At 63.8% G+C, this 25587-nt stretch carries 22 protein-coding genes; 14 read left to right on the top strand and 8 right to left on the bottom strand.

Features of this window, described 5'->3' with window-relative positions; translation table 11 throughout:
• Positions 1–31 precede the first annotated feature (31 nt).
• Together XH80_RS38955 and XH80_RS38950 are read left to right on the top strand one after the other, a co-directional pair.
• Positions 32–901 carry an ABC transporter substrate-binding protein gene (locus XH80_RS38955; protein WP_271603193.1) on the top strand — a complete coding sequence of 290 codons (870 nt, stop codon included), beginning with the start codon at positions 32–34 and terminating at the stop codon, positions 899–901.
• Positions 898–1815: a DUF1932 domain-containing protein gene (locus XH80_RS38950; RefSeq protein WP_271603328.1), complete on the top strand. Its 918-nt coding sequence runs from the start codon at positions 898–900 to the stop codon at positions 1813–1815. Before XH80_RS38955 ends, XH80_RS38950 begins: the two co-directional genes overlap by 4 nt.
• Before the next feature lie 14 nt (positions 1816–1829).
• On the opposite strand, the gene XH80_RS38945 is transcribed toward XH80_RS38950, so the two are convergent.
• The 3 genes from XH80_RS38945 to XH80_RS38935 all read right to left on the bottom strand — a co-directional run bounded on the left by XH80_RS38945 (position 1830) and on the right by XH80_RS38935 (position 4787).
• On the bottom strand, positions 1830–2153 hold the full coding sequence (locus XH80_RS38945; RefSeq protein WP_271603192.1) for a hypothetical protein: 324 nt from the start codon (positions 2151–2153) through the stop codon (positions 1830–1832).
• A 150-nt stretch (positions 2154–2303) separates the two neighbouring features.
• Positions 2304–3509, bottom strand: coding sequence for an amidohydrolase family protein (locus tag XH80_RS38940; RefSeq protein WP_271603191.1), 1206 nt, complete (start codon positions 3507–3509; stop codon positions 2304–2306).
• Between the two features lie 36 nt (positions 3510–3545).
• On the bottom strand, positions 3546–4787 hold the full coding sequence (locus XH80_RS38935) for an amidohydrolase family protein (protein ID WP_271603190.1): 1242 nt from the start codon (positions 4785–4787) through the stop codon (positions 3546–3548).
• Between the two features lie 190 nt (positions 4788–4977).
• Between XH80_RS38935 and XH80_RS38930 the strand changes: the two genes are divergently transcribed.
• The 4 genes from XH80_RS38930 to XH80_RS38915 all read left to right on the top strand — a co-directional run bounded on the left by XH80_RS38930 (position 4978) and on the right by XH80_RS38915 (position 9169).
• On the top strand, positions 4978–5886 hold the full coding sequence (locus XH80_RS38930) for an amino acid ABC transporter substrate-binding protein (RefSeq protein WP_271603189.1): 909 nt from the start codon (positions 4978–4980) through the stop codon (positions 5884–5886).
• A 165-nt stretch (positions 5887–6051) separates the two neighbouring features.
• A complete protein-coding gene (locus XH80_RS38925; protein WP_271603188.1) occupies positions 6052–8103 on the top strand; it encodes an FUSC family protein in 2052 nt (683 codons plus the stop codon).
• On the top strand, positions 8100–8306 hold the full coding sequence (locus XH80_RS38920) for a DUF1656 domain-containing protein (RefSeq protein ID WP_271603187.1): 207 nt from the start codon (positions 8100–8102) through the stop codon (positions 8304–8306). The genes XH80_RS38925 and XH80_RS38920 overlap by 4 nt, the downstream gene beginning before the upstream one ends.
• Positions 8303–9169, top strand: coding sequence for an efflux RND transporter periplasmic adaptor subunit (locus XH80_RS38915; RefSeq protein WP_271603186.1), 867 nt, complete (start codon positions 8303–8305; stop codon positions 9167–9169). Before XH80_RS38920 ends, XH80_RS38915 begins: the two co-directional genes overlap by 4 nt.
• Before the next feature lie 31 nt (positions 9170–9200).
• Here the strand turns inward: XH80_RS38915 and XH80_RS38910 are convergent, their stop codons facing one another.
• Complete coding sequence (locus XH80_RS38910; RefSeq protein WP_271603185.1) at positions 9201–10310, bottom strand: glycoside hydrolase family 172 protein; 1110 nt, start codon at positions 10308–10310, stop codon at positions 9201–9203.
• A gap of 224 nt (positions 10311–10534) precedes the next feature.
• Between XH80_RS38910 and XH80_RS38905 the strand changes: the two genes are divergently transcribed.
• The 6 genes from XH80_RS38905 (at position 10535) to XH80_RS38880 (ending at position 15643) form a co-directional block, all read left to right on the top strand.
• On the top strand, positions 10535–12394 hold the full coding sequence (locus XH80_RS38905) for a flavin-containing monooxygenase (RefSeq protein ID WP_271603184.1): 1860 nt from the start codon (positions 10535–10537) through the stop codon (positions 12392–12394).
• A gap of 234 nt (positions 12395–12628) precedes the next feature.
• Complete coding sequence (locus tag XH80_RS38900; protein ID WP_271603183.1) at positions 12629–13447, top strand: lytic murein transglycosylase; 819 nt, start codon at positions 12629–12631, stop codon at positions 13445–13447.
• A gap of 113 nt (positions 13448–13560) precedes the next feature.
• On the top strand, positions 13561–13782 hold the full coding sequence (locus XH80_RS38895; protein WP_057758280.1) for a hypothetical protein: 222 nt from the start codon (positions 13561–13563) through the stop codon (positions 13780–13782).
• A 12-nt stretch (positions 13783–13794) separates the two neighbouring features.
• The gene (locus XH80_RS38890; protein ID WP_057758277.1) at positions 13795–14217 is read left to right on the top strand and encodes a hypothetical protein; all 423 of its coding nucleotides are present in this window, start codon (positions 13795–13797) and stop codon (positions 14215–14217) included.
• A gap of 387 nt (positions 14218–14604) precedes the next feature.
• Complete coding sequence (locus XH80_RS38885) at positions 14605–15051, top strand: MaoC family dehydratase (RefSeq protein ID WP_271603182.1); 447 nt, start codon at positions 14605–14607, stop codon at positions 15049–15051.
• Positions 15052–15145: 94 nt separating this feature from the next.
• Entirely contained in the window at positions 15146–15643 is a 498-nt protein-coding gene (locus tag XH80_RS38880; RefSeq protein WP_271603181.1) for a hypothetical protein, read from the top strand.
• Between the two features lie 37 nt (positions 15644–15680).
• On the opposite strand, the gene XH80_RS38875 is transcribed toward XH80_RS38880, so the two are convergent.
• Positions 15681–18881, bottom strand: coding sequence for an efflux RND transporter permease subunit (locus tag XH80_RS38875; protein WP_271603180.1), 3201 nt, complete (start codon positions 18879–18881; stop codon positions 15681–15683).
• 170 nt (positions 18882–19051) lie between these two features.
• The gene (locus XH80_RS38870; RefSeq protein WP_271603179.1) at positions 19052–20293 is read right to left on the bottom strand and encodes an efflux RND transporter periplasmic adaptor subunit; all 1242 of its coding nucleotides are present in this window, start codon (positions 20291–20293) and stop codon (positions 19052–19054) included.
• A gap of 202 nt (positions 20294–20495) precedes the next feature.
• Here XH80_RS38870 and XH80_RS38865 point away from each other — a divergent pair, with 202 nt between their 5' ends.
• Together XH80_RS38865 and XH80_RS38860 are read left to right on the top strand one after the other, a co-directional pair.
• A complete protein-coding gene (locus XH80_RS38865; RefSeq protein ID WP_271603178.1) occupies positions 20496–21098 on the top strand; it encodes a TetR/AcrR family transcriptional regulator in 603 nt (200 codons plus the stop codon).
• A 232-nt stretch (positions 21099–21330) separates the two neighbouring features.
• The gene (locus XH80_RS38860) at positions 21331–23445 is read left to right on the top strand and encodes a methyl-accepting chemotaxis protein (protein ID WP_271603177.1); all 2115 of its coding nucleotides are present in this window, start codon (positions 21331–21333) and stop codon (positions 23443–23445) included.
• A gap of 49 nt (positions 23446–23494) precedes the next feature.
• On the opposite strand, the gene XH80_RS38855 is transcribed toward XH80_RS38860, so the two are convergent.
• On the bottom strand, positions 23495–24238 hold the full coding sequence (locus tag XH80_RS38855) for a class I SAM-dependent methyltransferase (RefSeq protein ID WP_271603176.1): 744 nt from the start codon (positions 24236–24238) through the stop codon (positions 23495–23497).
• Positions 24239–24463: 225 nt separating this feature from the next.
• The gene (locus XH80_RS38850; protein ID WP_271603175.1) at positions 24464–25438 is read right to left on the bottom strand and encodes an ABC transporter substrate-binding protein; all 975 of its coding nucleotides are present in this window, start codon (positions 25436–25438) and stop codon (positions 24464–24466) included.
• Positions 25439–25587: the final 149 nt, after the last annotated feature.

Here is a 25587-nt window from a genome sequence, read left to right as displayed (position 1 = left end):
TCGAAACATCGTCTGATCGGGGGGCGCGCCGATGGATCGTCTCAAGCTGAGGGCCGTGCTCGGCAATCACCCTCACGTCAAGGCGGTGAAGAGCGGCGAGCTTCGCGCCGATCTGTTCGAACTCGACTTCATCGAGTACACGCCGACCAACACGGCGTTCAAACCGATGGTGCGCGAGCAGGCGTTCGACGTCTGCGAGATGGCCATCGTCACCTATCTGATGGCGAAGGCGCACGGCAAGCCGCTGGTGCTGTTGCCGGCGACCATGCTCGGCCGCTTCCAGCATGCCTATGCGCTGTACAACCCCGCGCGCGGGACGCTTGGACCTGATGATCTCGAAGGCAAGCGCGTTGGCATCCGCTCGTTCACCACGACGACCGGGGCCTGGATCCGGGGCATCCTCGCCAACGATTACGGTGTCAATCTCGACAAGATCAAATGGGTGACGTTCGAGGATCCGCACGTCGCCGAATATGTCGACACCACCGAGCGGGCGCCGACAGACAAGAAGGTCCTGCAGATGCTGCTGGATGGCGAGGTCGACGCCGTCCTTGGCGAGACCACTGACAATCCCAAGCTGAAGTCGCTCTTCCCCGATCCCGCGACGGAAGCCGCCAAATGGTATGCGCGCCGCGGCGTCGTGCCGGTCAATCATCTCGTGGTCGTGACGGAAAGCCTCGCGAAAACGCGCCCCGAAATCGTCGCTGCTGTCTATGATCTGCTCAAGCGGAATAAGGAGCAGATGGGGCCGGCGGCGACACCCGATCTGTTTCCGTTCGGCATTGAAGCGAACAGAAAACCATTGGAGCTGATCGTCGACTACGCATTCCAGCAGGCGCTGATTCCGCGCCGCTATGCGATCGAGGAGCTTTTTGACGCGACGACACGAGGACTGAACTGATGGCAGATCCGAAGCGGTGGCAGATCGGGCTGGTGGGCTATGGCGAGGTCGGCCGGATCCTGGCCGAGGATCTGCGCCAGCAGGACATCAAGGTCGCGGCTTACGACATCAAGCTCGGAGGCGGGCAGGGCGCTGCGATGAAGCAACATGCTGCGAGGTTCGGCGTGATGCTCGCAGCGTCTCATGCCGAACTGACCGCAAAATCCGACTTCATCATCTCGGCCGTTACCGCCAGCCAGGCCGTGCCGGTGGCAAAAGCCTGCGCTGATGCGATCATCAAGGGCACCTGGTTTCTCGATTTCAATTCAGCCTCGCCGGGCGCCAAGCAGCGTGCAGCAGCGCTGATCGATGGCGCTGGCGGACGTTATGTCGAGGGCGCCGTGATGACCTCGGTGCCGCCGTATCGCATCAAGGTGCCACTGCTGCTTGGTGGCCCCGGTGCGAGGGAGCTGGAGCCGCTGCTGAACGCGATCGGCTTTGCGGCCAAGGTCGCCAGCGACAAGCTCGGCGTGTCCTCGGCCGTGAAGATGTGCCGCAGCATCATGATCAAGGGCCTGGAGGCCATGGTGATCGAAAGTTTTACGACCGCACGCGCTTATGGCGTCGAGGATGCGGTGCTGGCTTCACTCGCGGAGACGTTTCCCGGCATCAACTGGGAGAAGCAGGGCGCCTATTTCTTCCAGCGGGTGATCGAGCACGGCCGTCGCCGCGCCGAAGAGGTGCGTGAGGTCGCCGAGACGGTGCGTGAGGCCGGCCTGACGCCCTGGTCGGCGGAGAGCACCGCCGAGCGTCAGGCCTGGGTCGCAGATCTCGCGGATGAGGGGGTGTTCGGGCCGAAGGGTACGCAGGAATTCGCTCGCAGCGCGGATTGGCGTACCGAGGCGGATCGTATTCTCGCAAAGATCAAGCGTTAGCGCCGAGCAAGCGCTCAGCTCGCGGCTTCGCCGGCGTGGTGCAGGCCCGAGATTTCATCGCGGGCGAGTTCGATCGAGTCAATCAGGCGATCGGCTTCGCGGATGACGTCCTTGGTACGCTCGCTTTTGAATTCGGTCAGGATCATGCGAATGCACTTGTCGGCGGTATCGAGCGTGCGCAGCGCGCGGGCCATATCGTCCGGCGAGCGGATCGTGGCGGTGTCGAGCCCCGACAGCACCTCGCCGATGCCGCTCAATCGCTTGATGGCGGTCTCGGCGGGCGTCCTGGCCCGGATGGATTGATAATCAAGGCTGCTGAATGCGCCGAACGTATCCATAACTTCCCCGGAGAACGCAGATGGTCAGTGCGCGTGCCCAATTATGGTTAGGGCCACCTTTCTAGCAACGCGTGGAGCTACGGTCCGGGATTCTACTGGACTCCATCTTGGGGGCGATTGGCGATGAATCCGGCCGGAAAGCGGTGGGGATCAGGGACGTTTCCCGGCAATCCTGCCGTCGCGCGCGACGAGCATACCTGCCTTGTAGACAGCGCGGCCTTGCGGCACGGCGACCACGGCCTCCGGAACATGCTCGGCGTTCAACGCCACGAAATCGGCCTGGGCGCCGACATGCAGGCCGTAGCCTTCAAGTCGCAGCGCCCTGGCCCCTGACACGGTAACGACGTCAAAGGCGACACGTAGCTCCTCATCGGTGTTGAAGCCCGAGCGATAGCCGAGCGTCGTCGCCCGGCGCAGCATGTCGCCGTCGCCATAGGGCCACCAGGAATCCCTGATATTGTCGTTGCCGCTGAACACGGTGACGCCGGCGCTGCGCAGGATAAGGATCGGCGGGAAGGCGCGGGCGCCCGGGGCGTTGGTCATGATCGCGACGCCGGAGCGGGCGAGGATGTCGGCGACGCTCTTGAGCTGGTCCAGGGTGATATCGCCGAGCCCGTAAGCGTGGCTGATGGCGACGTGGCCCTCCATGCCGAGCGCGCGCGTGCGCGCGGCGATCTGCTCGATCTCGAAGCCGCCGAGCGTGCCCATGTCGTGCAGGTGGATGTCGACGTCGACACCGTGCTTTTCGGCGACGCCGAACACGACGTCCAGGTGCTTCTCGACGTCACGATCAAAGCTGGCGGGATCGAGCCCGCCGACGAGGTTCGCACCGAGGCCGATGGCCTCATCGAGCAATTGCGGCGTGCCCGGGCTGGTCAGGATGCCGCTCTGGGGAAAGGCGACGAGCTGGATGTCGATCAAGCTCTTGTATTCCTCGCGCACGCGCAGGATCGTCTCGAGCGATTTCAGGCCGACGGAGCCATCGACCATGACGTGGCTGCGCATCTGCGTGGAGCCGTTGCCGATGCAGAGATCGAGCTGGTTGCGCGCCCGCACGTCCATCGGCGCCGCCTCGGCCATGTTCTCGGCCTGGAAGGCCACGCGTTCGTGCACATTGAAGCCATTGGTGCACGGCTTGTGCGGACGCCAGGCGTCGCCGTAGAAGCTGGTGTCGAGATGGATGTGGCCTTCGACAAAGCCGGGAACGACAAGGGCATTGCCGAGATCAATAGTCTCGGCGCCGCCAGCGGGCGCGTCGGCCGGCAGAACCGCAGCGATCAGGCCATCCTTGACCGCGATGTGATGCCGCGCCCCGCCATCGAAGCGCGCGTTCAGGAAGATTTTGTCGAAGGCCATCCGGTTGCTCCGTCGGGTCGATGTGTCGCGCCTGGTTCAGTTTCGCGGGCGAAGCAGCCTGGCCGGCGACCGCTCAAACGTCTGCCGCCCGCTTTTGAATCCCATCAGGATATCCGGCAGCTCCGCAATGGCGAAGCGGCTGTCGTTGGTATCGAGCACGACGAGATCGGCAGGCTTGCCGATCGCGATCCCGTAATCCCCGAGATTCATCAGCCGCGCCGGCAGCTCGGTGACGAGATCGAGGCAGGTGTCGAAATCGCCGACGGCGGCGTGGGCGACATTGGCGTAGAAGTTCGCCATTCGCAGCAGCGAGGCATCGCCGAACGGCGTGAACGGATTGAGCACATTGTTGGTCGCGATCGAGCAGACGATGCCCTCGCCCGCGAGCTTGTGCGCCAGCGTCAGCCCGCGCGGCGCGTTGTGGGTGGCCTCGCGCCCCATCAGATAAAGGTCGGTCGACGGCAGCACGGTAACGGCGACGCCGGCCTTGGCCAATTGCGCGGTGGCGGCCTTCAGCCGCTCCGGCGGTAGGGCCGAAAGCTTTGTGGCGTGCCCAATTGCGACGCGGCCTCCGTAATTGCGTTGCTCGGTCTGCCTGACGACTTCGTCGAGATGCGACCAGGAGGGATCGAGATCGAAATCGAGATGAAGGTCAACATCGAGATTGAACTCCTGGGCGAGGTCGAAGATGCGTGCCAGATGCGCATTCGGGTCGGTGTCGGTATAGGGGCAGCCGCCGATTGCATCGGCACCGTCACGCAGGGCCTGAACCAGCAGCTCGTCGGCGCCGGGATCGTTGGTCAGCCCTTCCTGCGGGAACACGCAAAGCTCAACATCAATCGCCCAGTCGTAGTCGCGCTTGAGCGCCTTGATCGCCTCGAAGCTGCGCAGGCCAATACGCGGGTCGATCTCGACATGGGTGCGCATCCGCGTCGTGCCGTGCACGATGGCGCGTTCGAGCACTTTGGCGCCGCGCGCATGGACGTCGTCGGTGCTGAAATCCCGCTTCATCGCCGAGACGGCGCGGATGGCATCGCCGAGCGTGCCGTGGATGTGCCCGCAGCGTTCGAGCAGGCAGGCCTTGTCGAGATGGATGTGGGTGTCGACGAATCCGGGCACCGCCAGCCGTCCTCCGAGATCGACCTCGACGGCCTCGCAGGCGAGATTTTGTTCGATCGCAGCGATGCGTCCGCCCTTCACGCCGATATCGACGGGTGTCGGGGATGATCGTAGCAGGGCCTTGCGGAAGATCAGGTCGAAAGCGGTCTGGGCGGTCATGGAGAAGATCTGGCTGATAGATCGGCGAGTCCTACGATCGTGCCAATGTAGCGGAGACGAAGGGCCTGCCGCCATATCGAAAGCCGCGATAGCTGGTAGACCCAGGCCGGTCTGGTGGCTGGCGGGCGGCTGGGCTATCACCGCCTCGATTGCGCCCGGCATGGCGGCGCGACCTTTTCAGGAGCTTTCGATGCGTCTACCCGCCGTTCTCTTGGCCGTCACCTGTCTTGCCGGCGCAGCGTCTGCCGAAGATCTCTCCGGTACGCTCCAGAAGGTCAAGGAGACCAGGAAAATTGCGCTGGGCTATCAGGAAGCCTCGGTGCCCTTCAGCTATCTCGACGGCAACCAGAAGCCGGTCGGCTTTGCCATGGATATCTGCCTCAGAATCGTGGACGCCGTGAAGAAGCAACTCGGCATGCCCGACATTGCCGTCGACTATGTCGCGGTGACCTCGTCGAACCGCATCCCGCTGATGGTCAACGGCACGCTCGACCTGCACTGCTCGGCGACCACCAACAATGCCGACCGCCAGAAGCAGGTCGCCTTCACCAACACGCACTTCCTCAGCGCGACGCGCTTTGCCGCCAAGAAGGCCGCGAAGATCAACACCATCGACGACCTCAAGGGCAAGGCGGTCACGGCTGTGGCGGGCTCGGTCAATTTGAACCAGCTCGCCAAGGTCAACACCGAGCGCGATCTCGGCATCAAGATCATGCCGGCCGTGGATCAGGCCGAGGCCTTCCTGCTGCTCGAGACCGACCGCGCGCAGGCCTACGCGCTCGACGACATTCAGCTCGCGGTCGCCATTGCGCGCTCGAAGGAGCCGGCGCAGTTCATGATCAGCGACGAGACCTTCTCCAAGCCAGAGCCCTACGGGATCATGCTGCGTCGGGACGACGCGCCGTTCAAGGCGTTGGCCGATCGCGCGACCGCCGAGCTCTACGCAAGCCCGGAGATCGAGGTGCTCTACAGGAAGTGGCTGGAATCGCCGACCCCGCCGAACGGCATCAATTACAACGTTCCGATGTCGCCGGCCTTGCGCGCCGCCTTCAAGAACCCGAGCTCGAGCGCCGATCCGGACGTGTATGCGGTGAAGTGAGGCGAGGGCGGCTTCCACCTCTCAGCGCTGGGAGAGACCCGTGCCAAAACGCTACATCCGAAAGGGGTGGGCGAGGTCCGAAGGATATCGGTGGGGACGAACTTGCGATAACCTTCGCGACGCACAGCGCATCGGGGCAGCGGCGCTTCCAGAGGCGAAATAGTCATGCGCGAAAGTGAGTCGTTTCTGGTCCGCCACGCGGACTTGATTTTCGCGTTGAAGACGTTTGCCGCCTCGATGCTGGCGCTTGTCATTGCGCTCGCCATGGACCTGCCGCGGCCCTATTGGGCGATGGCGACGGTCTACATCACCTCGCAGCCGCTGGCCGGCGCCACCAGCTCGAAGGCGTTCTTCCGCGTGATGGGCACGCTGGTCGGCGCCACCATGACGGTGGTGCTGGTGCCAAATCTGGTCAATGCGCCGGAACTGCTATGCCTCGCGATCGCGCTCTGGGTCGGATTCTGTCTCTATCTGTCGCTGCTCGACGGCACGCCGCGCAGCTATCTGTTCATGCTGGCGGGATACACGGTGGCCCTGATCGGTTTTCCCTCGGTGTCCCAACCAGGTGCGATCTTCGACACCGCGGTGGCGCGGCTGGAGGAGATCTCGCTCGGGATCATCTGTGCCAGCCTGGTCTCGACCATCGTGTTCCCCCGCAGCGTCGCGCCGGCCGTGGCTCATCGCGTGGACACCTGGCTTTCCGATGCACGCCGCCTCAGCCAGGTCGTTCTGCTGCGGGCGGCGACCGACGAAACGCGCCGCGACAAGCGCCTCAAGCTCGCGACCGACATCGTCGAGATCGACACGCTCTCAACTCATCTTGCCTATGATCGCCTGACCGACCGCAATGCCGTGACCGGCCTCGGCGAAATCCGGCTGCGGATGTTGACCTTGCTGCCCGTGATCGCCTCGATCGAGGACCGTCTGGCTGCATTGGGCGAGGAGGCCCTGCAGCGGCAGCCCGAGCTGAAGCGCCTGCTGGACGAGCTTGCGCAATGGATTGGAAGCGACGTCAGCGCGCGGCAGCCGGCCGACCGTGTCCGCGGCGCGATAGCGGAGCAGCAGGCGGGGCTGAACGACAGCGCGTCCTGGGAACGGATCATCACCACCAGCCTGCTGGCACGGTTGCGCGATCTGGTTGACCTCTCGCGCGACTGCCGTGCGCTGACCGAGGCGATTGCCGAGAACCGCAACGTCTCCACGCTCGATCTGGCGTTTCGATCCGAGGCTGGCGCTGCGCCGGTGCGTCACCGCGATCGCGGCCTGGCACTGTGGTCGGCAGCGGGCGCGACCGTGGCGATCCTGATCTCCTGCGCGTTCTGGATCGGCACGGGCTGGCCGGACGGCGCCTCGGCGCCGATGATGGCGGCCGTGGCCTGCTCGTTCTTCGCCGCGCAGGATGAGCCCGCGCGATTCATCCGCAGTTTCGGCCTGTGGTCGCTGGTCGGCATCGTCGTGGTCGCGATCTATCTGTTCGCGATCATTCCCGCGATCTCCCATATCGAGGTCCTGATCGTTGCGCTGGCGCCGACTTTCCTGCTCTATGGCTTGCTGATCAGCCGGCCCGCCACGGCGGGCACCGGCATGGCGCTCGCCGCCAACACCGCGACGCTGCTCGCGCTGCAATCGACCTACGCGGCCGACTTTGCGTCCTTTGCCAATTCCGCTGTCGCGTTCTTCGTCGGCGTCATCATGGCGGAGGTCGTGACGCGGATCGCGCGGGGGGTGGGCGCCGAGTGGATCGCCAACCGCCTGGTGCTGTCGAGCTGGATCACGATCGCGATCGCTGCCGAACGGCGCGGCAAACGCGACCGCGCGGAGTTCGCCGGGCTCATGCTGCACCGTCTCGGGTTGTTGGTGCAGCGCATCGCCTTCCTGTCCGAGAGCGACCGGCGCGACGCCGATAGCCTCGTGCAGCTCCGCATCGGCATCAACATCATCGATCTGCGCCGGGCGCGCTACGGGCTCGCGGCGTCGACCATATCAGTCATCGACGACATGCTCGACCAGCTCGCCGTCGCCTGCCGCAACTACGCGGGCGAGGGCATGCCGCGCGAGCTTCTGGCCAGCGTCGACCGAGCGCTGGGCCAGGCGGTGAAGGATCCCAATGACACCGCGCGGGAAGACGCGCTGATCGGCCTCGTCGGTATCAGGCGCGGCCTATTCCCGGACGCGCCGGCCTATCGGCCGCGCGCAGATGCAAGTGTGGCGGCATGAGATATGTGATCGACATCTACGGTGTGCTCGTGCCGGCGCTCTTGCTCTGGATCATCGTCGCCTATGTGCTGAGCGCGCTCTTGCGCCGGATCATGCAGCGCTTCGACCTCTATCGCCTGGTCTGGCACCGCGCGCTGTTCGATTTCGCAGTCTTCGTCTGCCTGCTCGGCGGCGTCGTCTATCTCTCGGAGTATCTCTCATGAAAGGAAATCTTGCCTGGCTCGGCCGGCTTGCGGTGACCATCATCGCTGTTATCGCCGCGATCGGTGTCGGCCGCGAGCTTTGGGGCTACTACATGGAATCGCCCTGGACCCGCGACGGCCGCGTGCGGGCCGACGTGGTACAGGTCGCGCCCGATGTCTCCGGCTTCGTCACCGAAGTGCTGGTCAAGGACAACCAGAAGGTCCATCGCGGCGACGTGCTGTTCAGGATCGATCGTGAGCGCTTTGCGCTGGCGCTGCGGCAGGCCGATGCGGCTGTCGCCGGTCATCAGGCCACGCTCGACCAGGCCAATGCCGATCTGAAGCGCTATACCGCGCTGACGACGGACGCGGTGTCGCAGCAGAAGCAGGAGCAGGTACTCGCGACCCAGCTTCAGGCCAAGGCCGCCTTCGATGCCGCGGTCGCCGATCGCGCGGTCGCCCAGCTCAATTTCGATCGTAGCGAGGTCCGGGCGTCCGTGAATGGCGTGATCACCAACATGGATCTGCGGCCCGGCGCTTACGTCTCCGCGGGCAGGGGCGTGATGGCGCTGGTCGACAGCGACACGCTGCATGTCGAGGGCTATTTCGAAGAGACGAAGCTTGCGCGCATCCGCGTCGGCGACAAGGTTCAGGTTCGTCTGATGGGCGAGAAGGCGACCCTTACCGGCCGTGTCGAGAGCATTGCTGCCGGCATCGAGGACCGCGACCGTGCCGAGGGTGCGAATCTGCTTGCCAACGTCAATCCGACATTCAGCTGGGTGCGTCTCGCCCAGCGCGTGCCCGTGCGCATCGCGCTGGATCCCGTGCCCGAGGCAATCTCGCTGGTCGCGGGGCGCTCGGCGACGGTGGAGGTGTTGAATTGAAGGCGCGTTGCACGCTTTTCTGGATCACGCCCTAAGCTATTTCCAGATAGTCCGGCCCGGGCAGCTCAGGGAATATTGCCGTCGGCAGTGTCTGATACCAGAACGCGACCGAGGCGATGTCGTCCTGCAGCGGGAGATATTTCGATTCCCTGACGCCGGGCAGCCAGCCGAGCGCCTGGATGGTCACGCGCAGGTCGCTCTGGAAGCGGATCGGATCGGGGATGTGCCAGCGGTACAGGCCGAACCGTTGCTGCGATTTGTAGACGCCGTCGGGCCGGATCACCTGCGGCAGGCCGGCATAGGGCGTTGTGAACTCCACATAGCGGGATTGCCCCTGGCCGGCATGCGCGACATGGGGATCGAAATTATAGGCGCCGCAGAAATAGTCCTCCGTGCCGGTGCCGCAGATGGTCGGGAATTCGCCGTCGCCGTCGATGAAGAACTTGATCTCGCCTTCGCCCCACCAACCGTTGTTGTTGACGCCCCAGGCCATGTAGGTGCCGACATAATGGCCGCGGCCATTGATGCCGTCGAGAATGGTGTAGACCTCCTTGAAAGGAAGCGGATTGGTGCGGCGGAATTGCGCATGGAAATAGGCGCAGTCTTCCGGCACCTCGGTCAGGGTGTAGTTGATCTGGTAGTAGACGGTCAGCGCCTCTTCGCTGCGGTTCTCCAGCGTGAAGCGGGCGCGCTTGCGGAACGGCATTTCCCAATAGCAATTGAAGGCGCGTCCCGGATTGACGCAGACCGCGAGCGACGACACCTGCGCAAATTCCTCCCAGCCACAGGCGAAGAAATCGCCGGCCGGGCATTCCACGCTCGGCTGCGCCTGGTCGTCCCAGTAGATGCGCAGGATGGAATGGCGAAGCCGTCCGCGCGCCAGCGTCATCCAGATCTGCTGGATCGCGCCCTGGCCCTCGATGTTCGCGAGCGTGAACGTCGCGCCGGGCTCGATCACGACATAGGGAGACACCTTCCAGCCCCGGCCGAGGTCGCGGGCCTGACGCGCTGCCGGGCCATCGACGGAGATGCCGCCCTTGCCCTTTTCACCGGTGAAATTCTCGGGGCTGATCGACCGCGTCTGCGCGTCCGACAGGCGCGACAGATTGCCGAGATGCAGGCCCAATCCGGAAAACGCCATGATGTCCTCGATCAGGAGTTAGCGATATCAGGGATATATCGCTGCCGAATCTACCAAAAGATGAAGATGACGGCGTAGCGAAAGCACGGTCGCTCCCTGTTGCCGACGACGAGAGGAAGAGGGCGTTCCCGCCATCTCCGATGGACGCGATTGCATGCGTCACTTTTTCGGGGCTAAGTGGCGGAAGCTGCCGGCGAAGCAGCGGCCCGCGGTGGAGGAGATCGATGTCAGCGGAAAGACACAAGACCGAAACAGCCGGCATACCTACGATCGACATCGAGGCCTTGCGTGCGCGTTATCGCGACGAGCGTGACCTGCGTCTGCGCTCCGAGGGCAAGGCGCAATATGTCGAGGTAACAGGCGACTTTGCCCGCTATCTCGACGATCCCTGGGCCGATGCCGGTTTTGCGCGCAAAGCCTTAAGCGAAGAAACCGAAGTGCTTGTTGTCGGCGGTGGCTTCGGCGGCCTGTTGTGTGGCGCGCGTCTGCGCGCGGCCGGTATCGACGATTTCCGCATTGTGGAAAAGGCCGCCGATTTCGGCGGCACCTGGTACTGGAATCGTTATCCGGGCGCGGCCTGCGATACCGAGAGCTACATCTACCTGCCGCTGCTGGAAGAGACCGGATACATGCCGGTTCGCAAATATGCGCGCGCGCCGGAGATCTACGAACACTCGCGCCGCATCGGCCGCCATTTCGATCTGTACGCGCGTGCGCTGTTTCAGACCGTCATCTCGTGCATGACATGGCAGGAGCAGGAGGGGCGCTGGCTGGTCGAGACCGATCGGGGCGATCGCATCCGCGCGCGCTTCGTGATTCTCGCGGGAGGCCCGCTGAGTCGGCCGAAGCTGCCCGGTATCCCCGGCATCGAGAGCTTCAGGGGTCACAGCTTCCATACCAGCCGGTGGGACTATGCTTACACCGGCGGCAGCGCGGAGGGCGGTCTTACCGGGCTTGCCGACAAGCGCGTCGGCATCATCGGCACCGGCGCCACATCGGTGCAATGCGTGCCGCATCTCGGCCGCTCGGCCAAAGAGCTCTACGTGTTCCAGCGCACGCCGTCCGCGATCGGTGTGCGCGCCGACCGCCCGACGGATGCCGCCTGGGTGGAAAGCCTGAAGCCCGGCTGGCAACGCGAGCGGATGGACAATTTCACTGCGGTGATTTCAGGCGAGCCGTTCGAGCAGGATCTGGTGCAGGACGGCTGGACCGGCCTGCTCGGCGAGATCCTGCTGGCGCCGCGCCGCCAGAAGCATAAGGTCGCCTCGATGGAAGAGGCGCTGAAGGTGATCGAGCAGGCCGACTATCGCAAGATGGAGGAGATCCGCGCCCGCGTCGATGCGATCGTGAAGGATGAGGCGGCAGCAGCGGCGCTGAAGCCCTGGTACAAGGCGTTCTGCAAGCGGCCGTGCTTTCACGACGAATATCTCGACACGTTCAACCGTCCCAATGTGCATCTCGTCGATACCAAAGGCAGGGGCGTCGAAGCCATCACGGAGAATGCGGTCGTCGCCGGCGGCAAGGCCTATGAGCTCGACTGCCTGATCTATGCCAGCGGTTTCGAGGTCGGCACCGACTATGCGCGCCGCATGGGGTTTGAAGTCTACGGCCGCGACGGCATGAGCCTGTCCGCGCGCTGGCGCGATGGCGTCAAGACGATGCACGGCTTCTACAGCCGCGGCTTCCCGAACTGCTTCCTGATCGTGACCGTGCAGGCCGGCCAGAGCGCCAACTTCCCGCACATCATCGACGAGCAATCGCAGCACATCGCCTATGTGATATCTGAGGCGCGCAAGCGCGGCGCAAGGACATTGGAGCCGACGCTCGCGGCCGAGAACGCCTGGGTCGATGAGGTGGTGAAGGCCGCGGTGGGCCGCCAGACCTATCTCGCCGAATGCACGCCGGGCTACTACAACAATGAAGGCGTGTTCGATCCGATCGCGGCGCGCAATAGCCAGTATTGGCGCGGACCGATGGCGTTTCTCAGGCTGCTCGCCATCTGGCGCAAGGAGGGCAATCTGGACGGACTGGAATTGACCTATGGCGCCGACGCGAAGAGCGACGGCGCTCCGATCTCCGCATGAACGGCATGATCCCGGCCCCCTACGGCTGCGTCACCGCGACCGGAACAGACATGTACCGGCAGCACCAGGGCCTCATGGTGGATTTCCTGCTCGGGACCGACGGCAGCCTTTGATTCATGTCAAGCGCATTGCTTGCATTGATTGCACCGGTCGGGGCTTGAGCTGATCCGGCTGACGTAGGATCATGCCCGCGCGCGAGCCGGTCGCGCAAATCTGAGAGAAGGAAGTGCAGGAATGACCGAGGGCAGGACCGTTGCGACGGCGATGATCGGCGCGGCCGCGCTGCTGTTGTCCCTGGCTCCCTCGGCCATGGCTGCGCAATGCGGCAACGGGCCCGGCGGTTTCGAGGCCTGGAAGCGCGAGTTCAGCGCGGAAGCGCAGGGCAAGGGCATCGGCCAGACCGCGATCGCGGCGCTGATGCAGACCAATTACGCCAGCGCCACCATCAATGCCGACCGCAGCCAGCACAGTTTTTCGCTGTCGCTTGACCAGTTCCTGGCCAAGCGTGGCGCCACCACCATCGTGGCGCGCGGCCGGTCTCTGAAGCAATCCCAGGCGGCGATGTTCGCCTCGATCGAGCAGCGTTACGGCGTGCCGCCGGGACCGCTGATCGCGATCTGGGGCATGGAAACCGGCTTCGGCAGCCAGCGCGGCAACCAGAACATGCTCTCGTCGATCGCAACGCTGGCCTATGACTGCCGTCGCCCCGAATTCTTCACCGAGCAGCTCTATGCGGCGCTGAAGCTGGTCGACCGCGGTGTGCTATCAGGGGCGACCCGCGGCTCCATGCATGGCGAGGTCGGCCAGACCCAGTTCATGCCCAAGAACATCCTGGCCTATGGCACCGGCAATCTCGACGTCGCCGCCAACGCGCTGAGCTCGACGGCGAACTTCCTCAAGGCCAATGGCTGGCGTGCGGGAGCCGGTTACCAGCCGGGCGAGCCGAATTTCGCCGCCATCCAGGCCTGGAATGCGGCCGGCGTCTACCAAAAGGCCATTGCGCTGATGGGCCGGCAGATCGACGGGGGTGGCGGGACGGCGGCGGTGCGTTGAGTGCTCCGCAAGGCGTGACTGGACGTCTCAGAGAGAAAGTTGTTGCTTTCAGGAACCGACGGCACGAGGTTTGCTTAGATCAAGTTCAGGGCTGGGCATGAGGAGAACTCAACATGGCTACCCAGATCGTGATGGACCAGACTGGCGATACACGCCACGAGTTTGATCCCGAAAATGCCGAAGCGTTGGCGCAGGCCGAACAACGCTTTCGGGAATTGACCGGTGCGGGCTTCACCGCCGCGTATCGGACCGGCCCCGGCGAAGTTACGCGTATCAAATCGTTCGACCCGACCGCGCACGAAACGCTGTTCTATCCCCGCCTGGTCGGCGGTTGATCTGAACGGTCCATGATCGCGGTCTTCAGACTCCGCGCGCCCGCGCGGGCGCGGTTGCACGCGCTCCGCGAGCTCTACCGGCGCTTCTTCGGCGAGAACACGCCCGAGGCGCGGGGGAGGCGGTTATTGGCTGAATGGCTCTCCGACGAGCAGCGCGCTCAGTTCGAGCAGTACCGGCATTTCGACGTCATCGGCTGCGATAGCGGCAAGCGCTATCGCATCCACTACGGCACGGCCGCCAACGTCCACGAGGTCGATGCGTCAGGCAATGCAACGATGGGGTGGTGCTTCGTCCCGTCAGGCTTCCTGGTGCCGGGCGACGTCATGCTGGCGCAGAAGATCGCGCTCGAGACGGACGAAAAGGGGGCGCTGGCGCTCGCCAACCGGTTTCCGCCGGCGACGCATTCAGAGCACTTCTACCGGCGACCGTTCTAACCGCGCCGCCACTGTTGGCTAGAAGTGGGTGGTGCGATAGGCGTCCACCGCGTGCGCTGCGAAGACGGCGATGCTGCACAGGGCGAGGACAACGGAGATGAGCTCGATCATATGTCGTCCTCCCCAAGCGGCTGGGCGACGAGGTGCTGGCAGCAGGCATATTCGCTGATCAGGTCGAGGAAGAATTGCATGGCGCACGTCCCTATATGATTTTGACAACTAGATAACCGGCTCTCTGTTTCAGGCGTGTTTCGTCGAGATAGGAAACGGGTTTCGCGGGGAACCGGCAGCTATTCTGCGGGCAGCCGAACCGCTACATCCCCTGAACGATCCACCTTTTGGTCGTGTGCATTGCGCGCGCGGCATGTCACATTTCGAGGCAAAATCATGGCTCAGGTCGCCTGGTTCGACGATCTCACCGTCGGGATGCGCTTCAAATCCCCCGAGGTCGTGGTCAGCGAAGCCGACATCAAGCGGTTCGCCGCCGAGTTCGACCCGCAGCCGATGCATCTCGATCACGAAGCCGCCAAGGACACCCTGTTCAAGGGCCTGGCTGCCTCGGGTTGGCACACCGCGGCGATCGCCATGAATCTGGCGATCCAGACCCGGCCCTTCGGGCCGCACCCGCTGATCGGCGCCGGCGTCGACGGCTTGCGCTGGACCATTCCAGTGCGGCCCAACGACCGGCTGCATCTGATCGGCGAGGTCATGAGCCTGACGCCGTCGAAGTCGAAGCCGCAGGGCATCGCCATGGTGAAGTGGACGATGTTCAATCAGAACGGCGAGGAGGTTTACACCTTCACCCCGATCGCGATCGTGCCAAGGCGAACGTAGCCGGCCCCCCTTCGCCGGCGGCCGCGTCGAGCCGGCCCTTGCGGCTTTCCGGCAGAGGTGGTCAGCTTGGCGCGGGGAAGCGCTGGAGGCTGACATGAAACTAATCTGCCTTGCCGCTGGACTGTTCGCCGCGGCCTTGATCGCCGGGCCAGCGGTGGCGCAGCAATCCAAGGTCGGCGACTGGACCATCGAGAAACGGACCCAGGACACCCATTGCAACGCGAGCCGCGGCTACAAGGACAAGGACGACGAGAACCGCGACTACGTCATCGTCATCACCTATTCGGACAAGGCCATCGTGATCGTGATGATCTATGATGGCTGGGAGTGGGACAAGGTCGGCGAGATCCTGCGTGCCGACGTCGGCACCGACGACGCCGACATCATGGCGAAGGCGAAGTGGGAGGTCATGGACAAGACCACCGTGCGCGGCATCTTCGAGTACGATCAGTCCATCATGGACCGCCTCTCGAGAGCCAAGCGTCTGACGCTGGACTTCGAGGACGATGACGACGACAGCATCGAGATGCAGATCCCGCACGCCGGCGAGGCGCTCGCCGCGCTGAAGTTCTGCGAGGAGAACCGGAAATAGATCGAGGCGCGATCTGGTTGTCCGGTCCCATCAGGCTTTAGTGCCCGGGATTGGCGACCGAGCCCTGCACCGGTGCCGCGCTGATGTCGCTGCCGTGATGCACCAGCGGCTTCATGCCGGTGATGGTCCGCAGCAGCACATAGAACACCGGCGTCAGGAACAGGCCGAACACGGTGACGCCGATCATGCCGGAGAACACGGCAACGCCCATCGCGCGCCGCATCTCGGAACCGGCGCCGGTCGAGAGCACCAGCGGCAGCACGCCCATGATGAACGCCATCGACGTCATCAGGATCGGACGCAGGCGCAGCCGGCTCGCTTCGATCGCGGCCCGGATCGGCGTGCGGCCGGCGAATTCAAGCTCGCGGGCGAATTCGACGATCAGGATCGCGTTCTTGGCGGAGAGTCCCACGAGCACGATGAGGCCAATCTGGGTGAAGACGTTGTTGTCACCTTTGGAGAGCCAGACGCCGAACATCGCAGCCAACAGGCCCATCGGCACGATCATGATGATCGACAGCGGCAAAGTGAGGCTCTCATAGAGCGCGGCCAGCACCAGGAACACCAGCAGGATCGCCAGCGGGAACACCCAGAGCCCGGAATTGCCGGCGATGAACTCCTGATAGGTGAGGTCGGTCCATTCGAAGGCAAAGCCGGGTGGCAGCATCTCTGCCGCGATGCGCGTCGCCGCTTCCTGCGCCTGGCCGGAGGAGTAACCGGGCGCAGCGGCGGCGTTGATGTCGGACGACAGGAAGCCGTTATAGCGGATCGCGCGCTCCGGACCCGCGCTCTGGCGGATCGTGAGCAGAGCCGACAGCGGCACCATGTCGCCGGAGGACGAGCGCACCTTCAACTGCCTGATATCGTCGGCACGGGCACGGAACGGCGCGTCGGCTTGGACCCGGACTGAATAGGTGCGGCCAAACTTGTTGAAGTCGTTGACGTAGTAGGAGCCGAGGTAAATCTGCAGCGTGTTGAACACCTCGGTCACGGGCACGCCCAGTTGCAGCGCCTTGGTGCGGTCGATATCGGCGAACAGCTGGGGCACGTTGACCTGGAAGCTCGAGAACACGCCGGCGATCTCCGGCGCCTTCTGCATCGCCGCCATGAACGCCTTGGTGGCGTCGTTCAGGGCTTCATAGCCAAGGCCCGCGCGGTCCTCGATCTGCAGCTTGAAGCCGCCGATGGTGCCGAGGCCGTTGACCGGCGGCGGCGGGAACATGGCGATGAAGGCTTCCTGGATGCCGGCATATTTCTTGTTCAGCTCGGCGGCGAGCGCAGGGCCGCTCAGCGAGGGATCCTTGCGCTCGTCGAACGGTTTCAGCGTCGAGAACACGATGCCGGCGTTGGAGGAGTTGGTGAAGCCGGAGATCGACAGGCCCGGGAAGGCAACCGAGCTCTCGACACCGGGCTGGGTCAGCGCGATGTCGCTCATCTTGCGGATCACCTCTTCGGTGCGGTCGAGCGTGGCGCCGTCGGGCAGGCGCGAGAAGCCGACCAGATATTGCTTGTCCTGGCCCGGCACGAAGCCACCAGGCACCTGCTGGAACAGGAAAGCGGTGACGCCGACGAGGACGACGTAGAGACCCATCACCGCGGCCTTGCCCGAGATCACCTTGGTCACCGTGCCGCTATAGCTGTTCGAGGAGTAGGTGAAGGCCCGGTTGAAGCGGCGGAAGAACCAGCCAAAACCCTTTTCGAGAATGATCGTCAGCCGATCCTTCGGCTCGTCGTGGCCCTTGAGCAGCAGCGCCGACAGCGCCGGCGACAAGGTCAGCGAGTTGATCGCCGAGATCACGGTCGAGATCGCGATCGTCAGCGCGAACTGCTTGTAGAACTGTCCCGTCAAGCCGGAGATGAAGGCGAGCGGCACGAACACCGCGATCAGCACCATCGCGATCGCGATGATCGGCCCCGAGACCTCGCGCATCGCCTGATAGGTCGCATCGCGCGGCGACAGCCCGGCCTCGATGTTGCGCTCGACATTCTCGACCACGACGATGGCGTCGTCGACGACGATGCCGATCGCGAGCACGAGGCCGAACAGGCTGAGCGCGTTGATGGAGAAGCCGAACACGTGCATCACCGCGAACGTGCCGACGATCGACACCGGCACGGCCAGCAGCGGGATGATCGAGGCGCGCCAGGTCTGCAGGAACAGGATCACGACCAGCACCACCAGCGCGATCGCCTCCAGCAGCGTATGGATCACGGCCTCGATCGAGGAGCGCACGAACTGGGTGGGGTCGTAGACGATCTGGTAGGACACGCCCTCCGGCATGTTCTTCTTGATCTCCGCCATGGTGGCACGGACGTGATCGGAAATCTGCAGCGCGTTGGAGCCGGGCGCCTGGAAGATCGGGATCGCCACCGCCTGCTTGTTGTCGAGCAGCGAGCGCAGGCCGTATTCGGAGGCTCCCAGCTCGATGCGCGCGACGTCACGCAGGCGCACGACTTCGCCGCGCGTGCCTGTCTTGACCACGATGTCGCCGAACTGCTCTTCGTTGGCGAGCCGCCCCTCCGCATTGACGGAGAGCTGCAGGTCGATACCCCTGACGTTCGGCGACGAGCCGACCACGCCGGCGGCGGCCTCGACGTTCTGCGCCTGGATCGCCTTGACGATGTCGCTGGCGGTCAGACCGTGCTCGGCCGCCTTCTGCGGATCGACCCAGACCCGCATCGAATAGTCGCCGGCGCCATAGAGCTGGACGTCGCCGACGCCGTCGATCCGCGCCAGGCGATCCTTGACGTTCAGCACCGCGTAGTTGCGCAAATAGGTCATGTCGTAGCGGTTGTTCGGCGACAGCAGATGCACGACCATGGTGAGGTCGGGCGACGACTTCTTGGTGATGATGCCGAGCTGGCGCACCACGGCCGGCAGGCGCGGCTCGGCCTGCTGCACCCGGTTCTGCACCAGCTGCGTCGCCTTGTCGGGGTCGGTGCCGAGGCGGAACGTCACCGTCAGCGTCATCGCGCCGTCGGTGGTGGCCTGGCTAGACATGTAGAGCATGCCTTCGACGCCGTTGATCTGCTCCTCGATCGGCGTCGCCACCGTTTCCGCGATCACCTTGGGATTGGCGCCAGGGTAGGTCGCCCGCACCAGGACGGAGGGCGGCACCACGTCAGGGTATTCCGAGATCGGCATCGCGAACAGCGAGATCAGCCCGGCGAGGAAGATCAGCACCGACAGCACGCCGGCGAAGATCGGACGATCGATGAAAAATTTCGAGAGATTCATGAACTTGCCTTGCGCGAGAGACACCTCTCCCGTCATTCCGGGGCGCGGGCAGAGCCCGCGAACCCGGAATCCAGAGGTGAGATAGTCGGAGTTTCGTAATCTCCAGATTCTCAGGTGCGCAATTGCGCACCGTAGTTCGCGCTATGCGCGCCCCGGAATGACGGAGAACACTAGCGTTGCACCACGTCCTGGTTGCTGTGGTTGGAAGCTTGCTGCCCGCGCGCACCCATCGCCGCCACTTCCGTCTTGAGGAGGGCGCCCGGACGCACGCGTTGCAGACCGTTGACGACGATGCGATCGCCAGTCTTCAGCCCCGCGGTGACGATGCGCAGGCCGTCGACCGCGCCGCCGAGCGTGATCGGCCGATACACTGCGCGGCTGTCATCGCCTACAGCCATCACGAACTTCTTGTCCTGGTCGGTGCCGATCGCGCGTTCGTCGATCATCACCAGGGTCTGCTGCATCGGCTGGCCCATCCGCACGCGGGCGAACTGGCCGGGGATCAGACGCCCGTCGTCGTTCTGGAAGACCGCGCGGACGCGGATGGTGCCGCTCTGGCCGTTGACCTGGTTGTCGATGAGCTGGATGTGGCCCTTGGCCGAAAGGCCGCCTGACGTCGTCATCTCCACCGGGATCTGGTCGAGATTGCCGCGCTTGCCGCTGCCATCCGCGATCGAATTCAGCGCCCGCAGCACGACCTCTTCATCCGCATCGAACGAGGCGTAGATCGGATTGACCGAGACCAGCGAGGTCAGGATGGGAGAGGCGGTGCCGGCAGCGACGAGATTGCCGACGGTGACCTCGATCTTGCCGACGCGGCCGTCAACCGGCGCGCGCACCTCGGTGTAGTCGAGATTGAGCTTTGCGGTCTGCAGCGTCGCTTCGGCCGCCTTGACGTTGGCGATGGCCTCGCGATTGGCGTTGTCGCGCTGGTCGTAATCGCGCCGCGTCACCACGGCGTTGCCGACCAGCTGCGCGCCGCGTTCGAGCTCGCTCTGGGTGAAGACGACGCGCGCCTTCGCGGCTTCGAGCTGTGCGGCAGCCTTGTCCACCTCGGCGGCATAAGGCGCCGGATCAATCTTGAAGAGAACGTCGCCGGCCTTCACCAGCGCGCCTTCGGTGAAATTGGTCGACAGGATCGCACCGGCAACGCGCGGCCGCAGCTCGACGCGCTGGATGGCCTCGAGCCGGCCGGAGAAATCGTCCCACAGCACGGTCTGCTTCGGCTCGATCAGAGCGACCGTCACCGGCACGGCCTGTTCGGCCGCCGCCGCCGTTGCGGTGGCCTGGGCCGAACGGAGGTAGTGGCCGGTCGCGATCGAGCCGGCCACGGCGAGGGCGCCCACAACAGCAACGCCACCGAGAAGACGGCGGATGCGGCCGGGACGAGAGACTTTTTGGGTGGGGGGCATTTGCGCGCTCCAGATATGTAGTGTTCACTACAGATGTGGAGCTGGATATCGCAGCGCAAGATACTTATGTACCTTTCGCTAAGAAAATTGTAGCCACTTACCGCAAGAATGGGAAGGCGGAAAAGAAAAGAACGATAGAACAAATAGATAGGAGCTGGCGTTAAGATCGAGGGACGGCGCCGAATCCGAGGAGATCAGTGACATGGGCATGGGACGCCCCCGCGAATTCGACGCTGACGTCGCGTTGGACCGGGCGATGGAAGTGTTTTGGCGCCACGGCTATGAAGGCGCCACGATTGCCCAGCTCACGGAGGCCATGGGGATCAACCCGCCGAGCCTGTATGCCTGTTTCGGCAACAAGGAAGGCCTGCTCAAGGCCGCGCTCGACCGCTACACCAAATTACGCGGCGCCTGGATGGACGAGGTGGTGTCCGCACCGACCGCCCGCGAGGTCGCCGAGCGGATGCTGATGGGCATCGCCGAGAAGCAGACCGATCCCGCCAATCCGCCCGGCTGCCTGCTCGTGCAAGGCGGCATCGCCTGCGGTACTGGCTCCGAGAACGTCCCCTTCGAGCTTGCCGCGCGCAGAGCCCAGAACGAAGACCAGCTCCGCGAGCGTTTCATCCGTGCAAAGGCGGAGGGCGACCTGAAGCCGGCATCCGATCCCGCCGCGCTCGCGCGCTATGTGTCGGCCGTATCGGTCGGCATGGGCGTGATGGCATCGTCGGGCTCCGACCGAGAGGCGCTGCGTCAGGTGGCGAGCGTAGCGGTGCAGGCCGTCGAGGCGCAGTCGGCGCGGGACTAGGCTACGCCGCCGTTGGTAGGGGGTGGCCTCGCGATGAGCAGGCGTCGGGCATGGCATCGCCCGTTCAAGATCATCGCGGACGTCAGTCCGTGCGTCAGGTCGATGATCGGCATCCGTAAATGCGCGGGCTCGAAGCGTAAGGGTTTGGTTGCGATTGCGAAGTACCGTGCCCGGGCGAGCGACCCATCGATACCTTCCACAGCTCAATCGCGCGATTTTGCCTGGTGCCATGATGTCAGATCTTTCCTTTTCGCCGGAACGCTCATCCGTCAGTCGACAGAAGGGCATCAGCCTGCGATGGCGGTTGCTGGCCGGCAATCTGATCACGAGCCTTCTCGCGGTGGCTTTCGCGGCAGCAATCGCCTGGAGCGGATGGGGCGATCTCCGCAAGAGCGAAAGTGCGGCGCGCGCGCTGTCCGCATTCGAACTGGTGATGAAGGCCAACAGCCGGATCCCGGCCGAACGCTCCGCCTGGTTCGCGGTCATGGGTTTGACCGATGCTGCCACGCCCGAGAACCTGTCCGCTCTGGACAAGGCACTCGCCGCCACGGATGCCGCGATCGGTGCCGCAAAGCAGGCCATTCGCGCGGCTGAGCTGCCGGCGGGATCGATCGAAGCCGCCGAAACAGCCTTGCAGAATACGCGCAATGTCGCGCGTCAGGCGGCGATGCAGCCCAAGGCGCAGCGCCCCGCCAACAGCCAGTCGGCCATCGTCGACGGTCTGGCCCGCGCGGTCGATGCGCTCACGGCGGCGACAAGCGAAGCCTTGATCAGCCTGTCGCGCGTCGGAAGCGACATCGAAAATCTGCTGCCGTCGGCGGAGCTCGCACAAAGAGCGCAAGCCATGCGCGCGATCAACGGCTCCCGTGCGGCCCTCCTCGGCCTTCTGGTCCGTAAGCAGCCCATGTCCGCGGCACAGATCGTCGAAGCGACCGAGCTGAGCGGCCAGGTCGCGCTGATCTGGAAGCAGATCGAGCAAGGTGTGCACAATGCCGGAGATGCGCCTGAGCTCGTGAACGCCATCAAGCCGGTGCGCACGACACTGATGGATGAAGGCGAGCCACGGTTTCGCGACGTCGCCGCGGCCGCACGCGAGGGGCGTCCTTCCCCGGTCGGCGAGGCCGACTGGGGGACCGTCCTGAACAGCGTGCTGGGTCTGCGCGACGCCGCCTTGAGCTTTGCCCACAGGGCCAATGACGCAGCGATCGGGCAGGCGCAGACCCGGCTCGTCTGGGCGCTTGCGGCTCTCTTCGTCGTGTTCGCCACCTCGCTCGCAGTCGTCGTCGCGGTGATGCGCCAGGTCATCCGCCCGCTGACTCGACTGACGGGCGCGACTCTGCGGCTTGCCGACCGCGATCTCGATGTCGCAATTCCGGACGGACATCGCGGCGACGAGATCGGTACCATGGCAAACGCGCTCCAGATCTTCAAGGATGCGCTGATCGCGAAGAAACTCGCGGACGAGGCAGTCGCGCGTGACGCCGAAGCGCAGATCGCGCGCAGCCGCCGCGTCGAGACCATCACGCGCAATTTCGAGGCCATGGTCGGCGAGATCGTGAACACGGTTTCGTCCGCGGCGACCGAACTCGAGGCTTCCGCCGGTACACTGAACACCACGGCCGATCGGTCGAAGGTGCTGTCGATGGCGGTCGCAGACGCCTCAAATGAAGCCTCCGCCAACGTGCAGTCGGTAGCCTCCGCCACCGAGGAACTGACCTCCTCGGTCCACGAGATCAGCCGCCAGGTCCAGGAATCCGCACGCATCGCCGGAGACGCGGTTGAGCAGGCTAGCCGCACCAATGAACGCGTCAGCGAATTGTCGCAGGCCGCGGGTCGGATCGGTGACGTCGTGGAACTGATCGACTCGATCGCCAGCCAAACCAATCTGCTGGCGCTGAACGCCACCATCGAGGCGGCGCGCGCCGGCGATAGCGGCCGCGGCTTTGCCGTGGTCGCCTCCGAGGTGAAAGCGCTGGCGCAGCAGACCGCGAAGGCAACCGAGGAAATCCGTCAACAGATTACTAGCGTCCAGTCCGCGACACAGGAATCGGTCGGCGCGATCAGGGAGATCAGCGGCACGATCGAGAAGCTGTCGGAAATCTCCTCGGCCATCGCTGCCGCCGTCGAAGAGCAAGGCGCGGCCACGCAGGAAATCGCCCGCAACGTGCAGCAGGCGGCGAACGGCACCCAGCAGGTCTCCGCAAACGTCACCGACGTCCGGCATGGCGCGAGCGAGACCGGCTCGGCCTCCTCGCATGTGTTGGCCACCGCCCAGTTGCTCGCCGCAGACTCCGGCCGGCTCAAGCTCGAGGTCGGGAAGTTCCTGGAAGACATGCGCGCGGCGTAACCCACCGCAGCAAGTGAATGGGATACGACCGACGGGCCGAGGATTGCGGTCAGCCCTGTTTTGCGAATAGGTGCAGCTCCGTCACGTAAGGAAACGCGACGATGTGGTGCCCGATCAGCGCGGGATCATTTTGGATGATGCTATCAACCGCAGTGCGAACGCGGTCCTGTTCCTCACTCGGCAAGACAGCGATGAAGCTGGTCGACAGGGCGCGGTCCATGATTCCGCTGGGCGGCATGGATTGACTGAATGGATAGCTTTTACTCTCCAGGTGGCGAAAGCGCGCATCGTCGAAGATCACGCGCCATTTGCCGGTAGACTGCCGCGGTGTATCACTCGCATAGCCATCCATGATCCTAGAAAACGCCGCGACCCAGGGTACGCGCTCGTCTCGCACATTCCAGATCAAAGCGAGAGCGCCATTCGGCTTCAGAACTCGAAAAATCTCCCGTGTCGCCCTTTCATAGTCGAACCAATGAAAGGCGGTAGCGCAACAAACCAGACCCGCAACTCTATCAGGCGCCGGAATGCTCTCGGCACTACCGATAAGGACTTCAACTGCCGCCAGACGATCGACCGGAATGCGCGCAGCCATCTCAGCGATCGGTTCCACCGCCAGAATGTGCTTTCCGCTCAGTGCCAACAGCTCAGTAAATTTCCCAGTGCCAGCGCCAAGATCGATGATCGTGTCGGACTGCGGCAGGTCAGAGAGCAAGGCCACCGGATATTCGGGACGCCCGGAGACATACTCGCTCACTCTGCTCGAATAGCCGTTGGCAGTTGACGTCGCCATGGCTGGACTCCCCTCAACCTGGCAGCAAACTGCAACATATCGAAGTCGCAGATAGAGGTCACCTGCATTATCGACGTCTGCAACCCATGAGGATCGCTATGGCGTCATTTCGCGAGACCTTGGCCTGCCGACTTACAGGCCTGCTCTGCCCCTAGAAGCGGACGTCCGATGCGACGCGAGAAGGTTCGCATACGGGCTATAAGCAGTCATTCTCCGATCCATCGTCTACTCAATAACTTCGTCGGCTCGCGCCAAAATGATTGGTGAAACGTCCAGGCCAATCGCCTTGGCGGTCTTGAGATTGATCACGAACTCAATTTTGGTGGGTTGTTCGACTGGAATTTCTCCAGGCTTGGTGCCGCGAAGTATCTTATCAACAAGATCCGCAGCACGCCGATACATGTCAGGAACGTTTGGACCGTAGGAGAATAGCCCACCGGCGCTAACACTGTCGCGTTCGCCAAACACCGTTGGTACGCTCGCCGCGAGCCCCTGACTGACGATACGAAAACGTCCAGCGTTAACTAGAGGATCGGAGCATACATAAAGCGCATCGCATCGGTCCTTAAACGATGTGAACACAGCTTCGATGTCATCGAGTGCGACAATCTTGAGGAGAGTGGCTGCGATACCAATCTTGATGGCGGCGTTTTCAACGTCCTGCAGCTCGAGCATCGGACCGGGAGCAAGCCGATTGGCCATAATTCCGAGTCGGGACAAGCCAGGGATGACCTCGCGCGACAACTGCACGCGCTTGCCGGCAAGATCGGGCCCGAGATAAGACAAGCCGGTGGCATTGCCACCGGGATGCGCAAGGCTACTGACGATGCCTGTCGCGACCGGATCAGTCGCTATCGCAAACACGACTGGGATTTCAGGTGCCGCCCGTTTAACGGCCAATACCGGCCCAGCACCTGCGGTCACGATGAGATCGACCTTGAGTTTGGCAAACTCAGCTGCGATTTCAGAATATCGCTCCGACCGGCCTTCCGCCCATCGATACTCAAATAAGATCGTCTTGTTTTCGAACCAGCCCAGCTCGCGCATGCGCCGAACGAAGGCATCGACGCGGGGTTGTTGATCTGCGAGGCTCGAAACGCCAAGGAAGCCAAGCAACGGCATCGCTCGCTTTTGCCCATACGTCGCAACCGGCAACAACGCCGCGCCACTCAAAATGCCGAGAACACTACGTCGCCTCATGGCTATTACCGGTCCAGATAGTAGCAGCCTATCGGCTCGGTCCAATTTTCGATAGGGCTAAAACAGGTCGTGACCGTCCGCTGAGGGTCAAACAGCGAAGAACTCAGGTTGAGCAAATTTGGTCTGCTCTGACGAAGTGAGCAGAGCTC

Origin of the sequence: Bradyrhizobium sp. CCBAU 45384 (assembly GCF_028128665.1) — a bacterium.
Classification (GTDB): domain Bacteria; phylum Pseudomonadota; class Alphaproteobacteria; order Rhizobiales; family Xanthobacteraceae; genus Bradyrhizobium; species Bradyrhizobium manausense.
Note: the sequence above shows the minus strand (reverse complement) of the source record. Positions and strands in the feature narration are given on the sequence as shown.

What these genes read in the sequence shown, in the direction of transcription:
- XH80_RS38955 (WP_271603193.1), top strand. Translation starts at nt 32, where the DNA reads ATGGATCGTCTCAAGCTGAGGGCCGTGCTCGGCAATCACCCTCACGTC.
- XH80_RS38945 (WP_271603192.1), bottom strand. Translation starts at nt 2,153, where the DNA reads ATGGATACGTTCGGCGCATTCAGCAGCCTTGATTATCAATCCATCCGG.
- XH80_RS38940 (WP_271603191.1), bottom strand. Translation starts at nt 3,509, where the DNA reads ATGGCCTTCGACAAAATCTTCCTGAACGCGCGCTTCGATGGCGGGGCG.
- XH80_RS38935 (WP_271603190.1), bottom strand. Translation starts at nt 4,787, where the DNA reads ATGACCGCCCAGACCGCTTTCGACCTGATCTTCCGCAAGGCCCTGCTA.
- XH80_RS38930 (WP_271603189.1), top strand. Translation starts at nt 4,978, where the DNA reads ATGCGTCTACCCGCCGTTCTCTTGGCCGTCACCTGTCTTGCCGGCGCA.
- XH80_RS38925 (WP_271603188.1), top strand. Translation starts at nt 6,052, where the DNA reads ATGCGCGAAAGTGAGTCGTTTCTGGTCCGCCACGCGGACTTGATTTTC.
- XH80_RS38920 (WP_271603187.1), top strand. Translation starts at nt 8,100, where the DNA reads ATGAGATATGTGATCGACATCTACGGTGTGCTCGTGCCGGCGCTCTTG.
- XH80_RS38915 (WP_271603186.1), top strand. Translation starts at nt 8,303, where the DNA reads ATGAAAGGAAATCTTGCCTGGCTCGGCCGGCTTGCGGTGACCATCATC.
- XH80_RS38910 (WP_271603185.1), bottom strand. Translation starts at nt 10,310, where the DNA reads ATGGCGTTTTCCGGATTGGGCCTGCATCTCGGCAATCTGTCGCGCCTG.
- XH80_RS38905 (WP_271603184.1), top strand. Translation starts at nt 10,535, where the DNA reads ATGTCAGCGGAAAGACACAAGACCGAAACAGCCGGCATACCTACGATC.
- XH80_RS38900 (WP_271603183.1), top strand. Translation starts at nt 12,629, where the DNA reads ATGACCGAGGGCAGGACCGTTGCGACGGCGATGATCGGCGCGGCCGCG.
- XH80_RS38895 (WP_057758280.1), top strand. Translation starts at nt 13,561, where the DNA reads ATGGCTACCCAGATCGTGATGGACCAGACTGGCGATACACGCCACGAG.
- XH80_RS38890 (WP_057758277.1), top strand. Translation starts at nt 13,795, where the DNA reads ATGATCGCGGTCTTCAGACTCCGCGCGCCCGCGCGGGCGCGGTTGCAC.
- XH80_RS38885 (WP_271603182.1), top strand. Translation starts at nt 14,605, where the DNA reads ATGGCTCAGGTCGCCTGGTTCGACGATCTCACCGTCGGGATGCGCTTC.
- XH80_RS38880 (WP_271603181.1), top strand. Translation starts at nt 15,146, where the DNA reads ATGAAACTAATCTGCCTTGCCGCTGGACTGTTCGCCGCGGCCTTGATC.
- XH80_RS38875 (WP_271603180.1), bottom strand. Translation starts at nt 18,881, where the DNA reads ATGAATCTCTCGAAATTTTTCATCGATCGTCCGATCTTCGCCGGCGTG.
- XH80_RS38870 (WP_271603179.1), bottom strand. Translation starts at nt 20,293, where the DNA reads ATGCCCCCCACCCAAAAAGTCTCTCGTCCCGGCCGCATCCGCCGTCTT.
- XH80_RS38865 (WP_271603178.1), top strand. Translation starts at nt 20,496, where the DNA reads ATGGGCATGGGACGCCCCCGCGAATTCGACGCTGACGTCGCGTTGGAC.
- XH80_RS38860 (WP_271603177.1), top strand. Translation starts at nt 21,331, where the DNA reads ATGTCAGATCTTTCCTTTTCGCCGGAACGCTCATCCGTCAGTCGACAG.
- XH80_RS38855 (WP_271603176.1), bottom strand. Translation starts at nt 24,238, where the DNA reads ATGGCGACGTCAACTGCCAACGGCTATTCGAGCAGAGTGAGCGAGTAT.
- XH80_RS38850 (WP_271603175.1), bottom strand. Translation starts at nt 25,438, where the DNA reads ATGAGGCGACGTAGTGTTCTCGGCATTTTGAGTGGCGCGGCGTTGTTG.